Source organism: Streptomyces sp. NPDC059695, assembly GCF_042733785.1.
Lineage (GTDB): Bacteria > Actinomycetota > Actinomycetes > Streptomycetales > Streptomycetaceae > Streptomyces.
Map to the genome: position 1 here is coordinate 18714 of NZ_JBHWFF010000021.1, position 5634 is coordinate 24347.

General features: G+C 75.2%; 7 protein-coding genes. 3 read left to right on the plus strand and 4 right to left on the minus strand.

Annotated features, from left to right (window positions below; genetic code table 11):
- Positions 1-125: 125 nt before the first annotated feature.
- Positions 126-935: a PhzF family phenazine biosynthesis protein gene (locus tag ACFV2S_RS24845; protein ID WP_385563066.1), complete on the minus strand. Its 810-nt coding sequence runs from the start codon at positions 933-935 to the stop codon at positions 126-128.
- Positions 936-1101: 166 nt separating this feature from the next.
- On the opposite strand from ACFV2S_RS24845, the gene ACFV2S_RS24850 reads away from it, so the two are divergent.
- Positions 1102-1329, plus strand: coding sequence for a hypothetical protein (locus ACFV2S_RS24850; RefSeq protein WP_385563069.1), 228 nt, complete (start codon positions 1102-1104; stop codon positions 1327-1329).
- Here ACFV2S_RS24850 and ACFV2S_RS24855 read toward each other — a convergent pair.
- The 3 genes from ACFV2S_RS24855 to ACFV2S_RS24865 are packed head-to-tail and all read right to left on the minus strand — an operon-like array spanning position 1307 to position 3435.
- Positions 1307-1852 (minus strand): GNAT family N-acetyltransferase, encoded by a 546-nt coding sequence (locus tag ACFV2S_RS24855; protein WP_385563072.1) that lies wholly within the window; start codon positions 1850-1852, stop codon positions 1307-1309. The genes ACFV2S_RS24850 and ACFV2S_RS24855 overlap by 23 nt on opposite strands.
- Positions 1853-1886: 34 nt before the next feature.
- Positions 1887-2687, minus strand: a complete 801-nt coding sequence (locus ACFV2S_RS24860) for a GNAT family N-acetyltransferase (protein ID WP_385563075.1) — start codon at positions 2685-2687, stop codon at positions 1887-1889.
- A 28-nt stretch (positions 2688-2715) separates the two neighbouring features.
- A complete protein-coding gene (locus ACFV2S_RS24865) occupies positions 2716-3435 on the minus strand; it encodes a TioE family transcriptional regulator (protein WP_385563078.1) in 720 nt (239 codons plus the stop codon).
- A 69-nt stretch (positions 3436-3504) separates the two neighbouring features.
- Between ACFV2S_RS24865 and ACFV2S_RS24870 the strand changes: the two genes are divergently transcribed.
- Both ACFV2S_RS24870 and ACFV2S_RS24875 read left to right on the plus strand, forming a co-directional pair.
- Positions 3505-4731: an erythromycin esterase family protein gene (locus ACFV2S_RS24870; RefSeq protein WP_385563081.1), complete on the plus strand. Its 1227-nt coding sequence runs from the start codon at positions 3505-3507 to the stop codon at positions 4729-4731.
- 251 nt (positions 4732-4982) lie between these two features.
- Positions 4983-5597 (plus strand): PadR family transcriptional regulator, encoded by a 615-nt coding sequence (locus ACFV2S_RS24875; RefSeq protein WP_385563084.1) that lies wholly within the window; start codon positions 4983-4985, stop codon positions 5595-5597.
- The last annotated feature ends 37 nt before the right edge of the window (positions 5598-5634 follow it).

A 5634-nucleotide genomic window follows, 5' to 3' on the forward strand; every position in this document is an offset into this window, starting at 1 on the left:
TCCCCTCCTCTGTCGTGTTCTTGGGTCGCCGCCTGGTTGCGCGTGGGGGGGGTGGCTCCCCCCCCGGGGGGCGCGGGGGGGGGGGGGGGGGGGGCGCCCCGCGCCCCCCCCGCCCCTCTCGTACGTCACACGCGCAGGTCGCCCTCGATGACCGTGACGGCGTGGCCGTTCAGGAGGGTGCGCTCGCCCTTCAGACGGGTCCGGACGAGGCCCGTGCGGGCGCCGCCCTGGAAGCCGGTGAGCTCCTCGCGGCCGAACCGGGCCGACCAGTACGGGGCGAGCGCGGTGTGGGCGCTGCCCGTCACCGGGTCCTCGTCGATCCCGACGGCGGGGAAGAAGCCCCGCGACACGAACGCGTAGTCGCCGTCGGGGCGTTCGGCGGCGGCGGTCGCGATGACGCCGCGCTGGGAGAGCTCCTTCAGGACGGCGAAGTCCGGCGCCAGGGAGCGGACCGTGGCCTCGTCGCGCAGCTCGACGAGGAGGTCGCCGATGTGCTCGGCGGTGTCGTGGACGGCGACGACCTCGGCGCCGAGCGCCTTCTCCAGACCCTCGGGGACGGGGACCGGGGTGAGGGAGGAGGTCGGGAAGTCCATCGTGATCGTGCCGTCGGCCTCGGCGGTGGTGATCAGGAGGCCGCAGCGGGCGGCGAAGCGGACGGTGCCGCTCGCGGTGCCGGTGGTGTGCAGGACGTGTGCCGTGGCCAGGGTGGCGTGACCGCACATGTCGACCTCGGTGGTCGGGGTGAACCAGCGCAGCGCCCAGTCGGCCTCCCCTCCGGCGGGCAGCGGATGGGCGAAGGCCGTCTCGGACAGGTTGACCTCGGCGGCGACCTTCTGGAGCCAGGCGTCGTCGGGGAACGAGTCGAGGAGCAGGACTCCGGCCGGGTTGCCGGAGAAGGGCCGGTCGGTGAAGGCGTCGACGATTCGGATGCGCATGTCACCGACCGTACCGGGGGAGGAAAACCGCGGACCAAGGCCAATCGCGGAGAACTGGACCCGTTCTTCCCCGCGTCGTCCACCCGCACCCGCGCGGCATCGAACCGCCCGGACCCCGCACCCCGTCGGGTTGGTGCGCCCGGCGGCCCGGGCCGTGGCCCCGGGTGTGGACGGTCCTGCTGCCACTGGTGCCGGTGGGGTCTCCGCGGCCGCCATGGTCCTGCCCTGGGACCAGCCGCTGCGCACCGACGACCTCGTCGGCCACCTCCTCGCGTACGTCCTCGGCATCACGGCGCTGCCGTGGCTGCCGGGGTACGGGACCACCCGGGTCGCGCGTGCCGTACGGGCCCGTCGCGGTGGGGCGGGAGAGGTCACAGGGGCTTCAGGACCATGAGGACCTCGTCGCGGTCGTCGCCGGCCGCCATGCGCAGGGCTCCGGGCCAGCGGCCGATCTCCCGCCAGCCCAGCCGGCCGTAGAACTCCTCCAGGCCGGTGCCGCCGCGTGCCGCGAGGCGCAGCTGCTCCAGGCCCATCTCGTCGCGGGCGATCGCGTGGGCGCGGCGCACCAGACCGGCGCCGATGCCCCGTCCCCGCACGCGGAGGCGGGTCTGGACGTGGTGCAGGGTGCCCCAGTGCGCGACCAGCGGATGGGTGTCGCGGCGGAGGCACAGCCAGCCCGCCAGGGCGCCGTCGACCGTGGCGGTGACGAGCCGGCTGCTCGCCGGGTCGAGTCCCGCGACGATGCGGTCGACCGCGGCGGCGACCTCGGCCGGGTCGACGGGCGGGAAGGGGAACCCGGCGGCCCCGCCCGCGTCGCTCACCTCGGTCCAGCAGTCGACGAGGAGCGGAGCGAGCCCGGCGGGCAGGGCGCCGGGAGCGGTGAACTGGGCGAAGCGCGGGGCGGTGGCGTCGGGCATGGGGGGAGTCTCGCAGGGTCACCAGGGCCTGTCGTCACGCTCCTGTCGCCGCCCGGAGGGAGGCCGCGCAGGGCAGACGGGAGTGTGACGACAGGCCCTGGGGTGCCGCCGGGTTCCGGGAGAGCTCCAGGGAGAGCTGGGTGCCCAGCTCCTCGAAGCCCAGGGCGGCGGCGACCCGCCGGGAGGCCGGGTGACGCGCGCGCCACTGCGGGAGGAGGCCGGCGGCGAGGGCGTCGGCGACCGCCGCCGACGCCGCCGCGCGCGCCAGCCCCCGGCCCCGTGCCTCCGGTGCCGTCAGCACGCTGAGGTGGGCGGTGCGCCGGGGCCAGGACCGGTGTCCGGCGGCGGCCACCACCCGGCCGTGCTCGCGGACCACGAACGCGGCCGAGGTGATGTCGTCCAGGGCGGCCTCCCCGGCCTCCTCCCGGCCGGCGGCCTCCTCCAGGGCCCGCAGCGCCGGATGGTCGCCGGGCAGCCGTTCCACCGCCGCAGGGCCGGACACGGGGCGGAAGCCCCCGGGTGAGACATAGGCCAGCGCCGCCGGGCCCAGCACCCCGGCCACGGGCAGCACCGCGCGGAGGGACGCCTCGTCCACCAGGGCCTCCGCGGGCAGGCCGGCCAGGGCGGTGCGCACGGGCGCGGCGGCGGTCTCCGCCGGGACGGTCACGAGTGCGGATCCTCCGAGGGCGACCACGCCGACCCAGCCGGGTGGGCACAGCGCCGACTCCGGGGACACGGTCACGGTCACACCGCCCCCGGGCGGGAACGACCGTGGCGCACGGGCCAGTTCCTCCCACAGACGGCGGGCTTCGAGGAGCAGCGGTCGCGTCGGCATGGCGCCGATCATGCCAGTCGGGGCCGGCTCAGCCCCGAGCGCGGAGGTACTCCTCCAGCTCCGCGGCCCCGGCCAGCATCGCGCGCCCGCGGGCCGCCAGCCGTCCGTGCCACTCGGCCAGCGCGGCCTCCAGCGGCGCCAGTCCGCCGGCCGCGCGGACATGGGCGATCAGCGGGGCGATCCGCTCCAGCGGGGAGCCGCCGCGCCGGAGCTGGTGGGTCAGCCGGGCGTCCCGTACGGCGGCCTCGTCGTACACGCGGTACCCGGTCCGGGGGTCGCGCCGCGGCCGGACCAGACCGGCGTCCTCCCACGCGCGCAGGGTCGCGGGGCGGATGCCGAGCCGCCGCGCGAGCGGCCCGATGAACGTGCCGCCGGGCTCGGTCGGCCCCGCGGAACCGGGGTCCAGGTCGCGCAGGGCGCTCTCCACGTCCCGGAGGGTCCGCCGGTCCTCCAGGAGCTGTGCGTGGCTCTCGTCGATCAGGCGGAACGCCTCGTCGGGCTTGCTTTCGTTCACGGCCCGCATGATCGCCGTCGCCGTCGGGTGGCCGTGGCCGGGCAGCAGGGCCAGGAAGGCGCGCAGAGCACTGTCGTGGAGGGGGGTGTAGGTCCGGTAGCCGTGGGGCGTGCGGGCGGCGGCGGGGAGGATCCCGGCCTCCTCGTAGTTCCTGACCGCCTGGGTCGACAGACCGTGGCCGCGAGCCAGGTCGACGGGCCTCAGCCGATCCGTACTTTGAAGCTTTTTCCCCATGAGGGCCACAGTATCCCGGGTGGTCTGAGCAAAAGTCTCCACCGAAGCTTCAACGATAGCGTGGAAGGCATGGCGACTGACATCAAGGACACCGCCCATGCCGTCGACGCTGCCGCCGTCATGGGGCTGCTTCCGGCCCGGCCCGGGCTCCTCGCCCTGGGCGAGCCCACCCACGGCGAGGACGCGCTGCTCGACCTGCGCAACGCGCTCTTCCGGGAGCTCGTGGAGCGGGAGGGCTACCGGACGATCGCGCTCGAGACCGACTGCCTGCGGGGCCTGATCGTGGACGACCACGTCACGGCGGGCACCGGCACCCTCGACGAGGTCATGGAGCACGGCTTCAGCCACGAGTGGGGTGCCCTCGCGGGCAACCGCGAGCTGGTGCGCTGGATGCGCGCCCACAACGAGGGCCGGCCCGCGGCCGAGCAGCTCCGTTTCGCCGGGTTCGACGGACCGCTGGAGATCGCCGCGGCCGAGAGTCCCCGGCAGGCCCTCACCGCGCTCCACGGATACCTCGCGGACCGGGTGGAGGCGGACCTGCTGCCCTGCGGCCCGGACACGCTCGACGAGTTGCTCGGCGGCGACGACCGGTGGACCGAGCCCGCCGCGATGAGGGACCCGGCCCGGTCGGTGGGGCGGTCGGAGCCGGCGGCCCGGCTGCGGGTGATCGCCGACGAACTCGCGGCGCTGCTCGACGCGCAGCGGCCGCACCTGGTGGGGGTGAGCTCGCCGGACGAGTGGGAGCGCGCCCGCCTGTACGGCCGCACCGCGCTCGGCCTGCTGCGCTACCACCACGGGATGGCCGACGCCTCGCCGTCCCGCTGGGCCCGACTGGCCTCCGCGCGGGACCGGTTGATGTCCCTCAACCTCCTCGCGCTCGCCGAGCGGGGCCCGACGCTCGTGTACGCCCACAACAGCCACCTCCAGCGGGAGCGGAGCTCGATGCGGATGGCCGGACAGCCGCTGGAGTGGTGGAGCGCCGGCGCCCTGGTGAGCGCCGAACTCGGCGCGGAGTACGCCTTCGTGGCGACGGCCCTGGGCACGATCCGGCACCAGGGGGTGGACGCGCCGCCGCCGGACACGGTCGAGGGCCTCCTGTCCGCGCTCGGGGAGGACCGCTGTGTCGTCGACGCCCGGGCGCTCTCCGCCGTCCTCGGTGACGAGCGGCCTGCGTCCCGGGTGTCCCCGTGGTACGGCTACGCCCCGTTCGATCCGGCCCATCTCGCGGACTGCGACGGCCTGGTGTTCGTGCGGGACGTCCCGAGGGCCGCGCCGTCCGCCGTCACGGGCCGGTGATCCGCGCCAGCGGGAGGAAGCGGGTGCGTGCGTCGGGGGCGACGAGGCCGTCGAGGTCGGTGAAGGACGACGTCGTCGTACCGGCCACCACGTCGAGGAGGAACCGGGACCACCACGAGGGGCGTCCGCGGTGCGGCCGGGGAGGGGAGAGACGGATTCGTTGTCGGTCTCTTGCTCGACGAACAGTTCCGATATATCGTTGGCGCATCGCGACAGTTCGACGACGGATTCTCGATGAAAGGAGCGTTGCGATGCGTTCACATGGACACGAGCACGGAAACGGGCACGGCCGTGGAGGCTGCGGCCCCGGGCCTCGGGGGGACTTCGAGGGGCGGCGTGCCGCGTTCGGGCCGTTCGGGCCCGGGTACGGCGGCGGGCCGTTCGGTGGCGGCTTCGGCGGGCGGGGTCGCGGTGGCGGCCGGGGGAGGGCGCGGCGCGGTGACGTGCGCGCCTCGATCCTGGCGCTCCTGAAGGACCGCCCGATGCACGGCTACGAGATGATCCGGGAGATCGGCGAGCGCAGCGACGGGGCGTGGAAGCCCAGTCCCGGCTCGGTCTACCCGACGCTCCAGATGCTGGAGGACGAGGGGCTGATCACCAGCGCGAGCGAGGGCGGCAAGAAGCTGTTCACGCTCACCGAATCCGGGCGCGCCGAGGCCGAGGAAGGCCCCGAGGCGCCGTGGGAGGAGGCCGGGCGCGGGGTCGACTGGGACGCCGTGAACGAGATCCGGCAGGCCGGCTTCGGTCTGATGGAGGCGTTCGGGCAGGTCTGGAAGACCGGCAGTGCCGAGCAGCGGCAGAAGGCGGTCACCGTGATCAACGAGGCCCGCAAGAAGCTCTACCTCATCCTCGCCGACGAGCACTGAGCCGGACGGCGGCCGGGGCCCCGCGACGATCGTCGCG

Excerpts from the sequence above, each read along its gene's own strand:
- ACFV2S_RS24875 (WP_385563084.1), top strand. The coding sequence starts at position 4,983 with ATGCGTTCACATGGACACGAGCACGGAAACGGGCACGGCCGTGGAGGC.
- ACFV2S_RS24870 (WP_385563081.1), top strand. The coding sequence starts at position 3,505 with ATGGCGACTGACATCAAGGACACCGCCCATGCCGTCGACGCTGCCGCC.
- ACFV2S_RS24860 (WP_385563075.1), bottom strand. The coding sequence starts at position 2,687 with ATGCCGACGCGACCGCTGCTCCTCGAAGCCCGCCGTCTGTGGGAGGAA.
- ACFV2S_RS24855 (WP_385563072.1), bottom strand. The coding sequence starts at position 1,852 with ATGCCCGACGCCACCGCCCCGCGCTTCGCCCAGTTCACCGCTCCCGGC.
- ACFV2S_RS24865 (WP_385563078.1), bottom strand. The coding sequence starts at position 3,435 with ATGGGGAAAAAGCTTCAAAGTACGGATCGGCTGAGGCCCGTCGACCTG.
- ACFV2S_RS24845 (WP_385563066.1), bottom strand. The coding sequence starts at position 935 with ATGCGCATCCGAATCGTCGACGCCTTCACCGACCGGCCCTTCTCCGGC.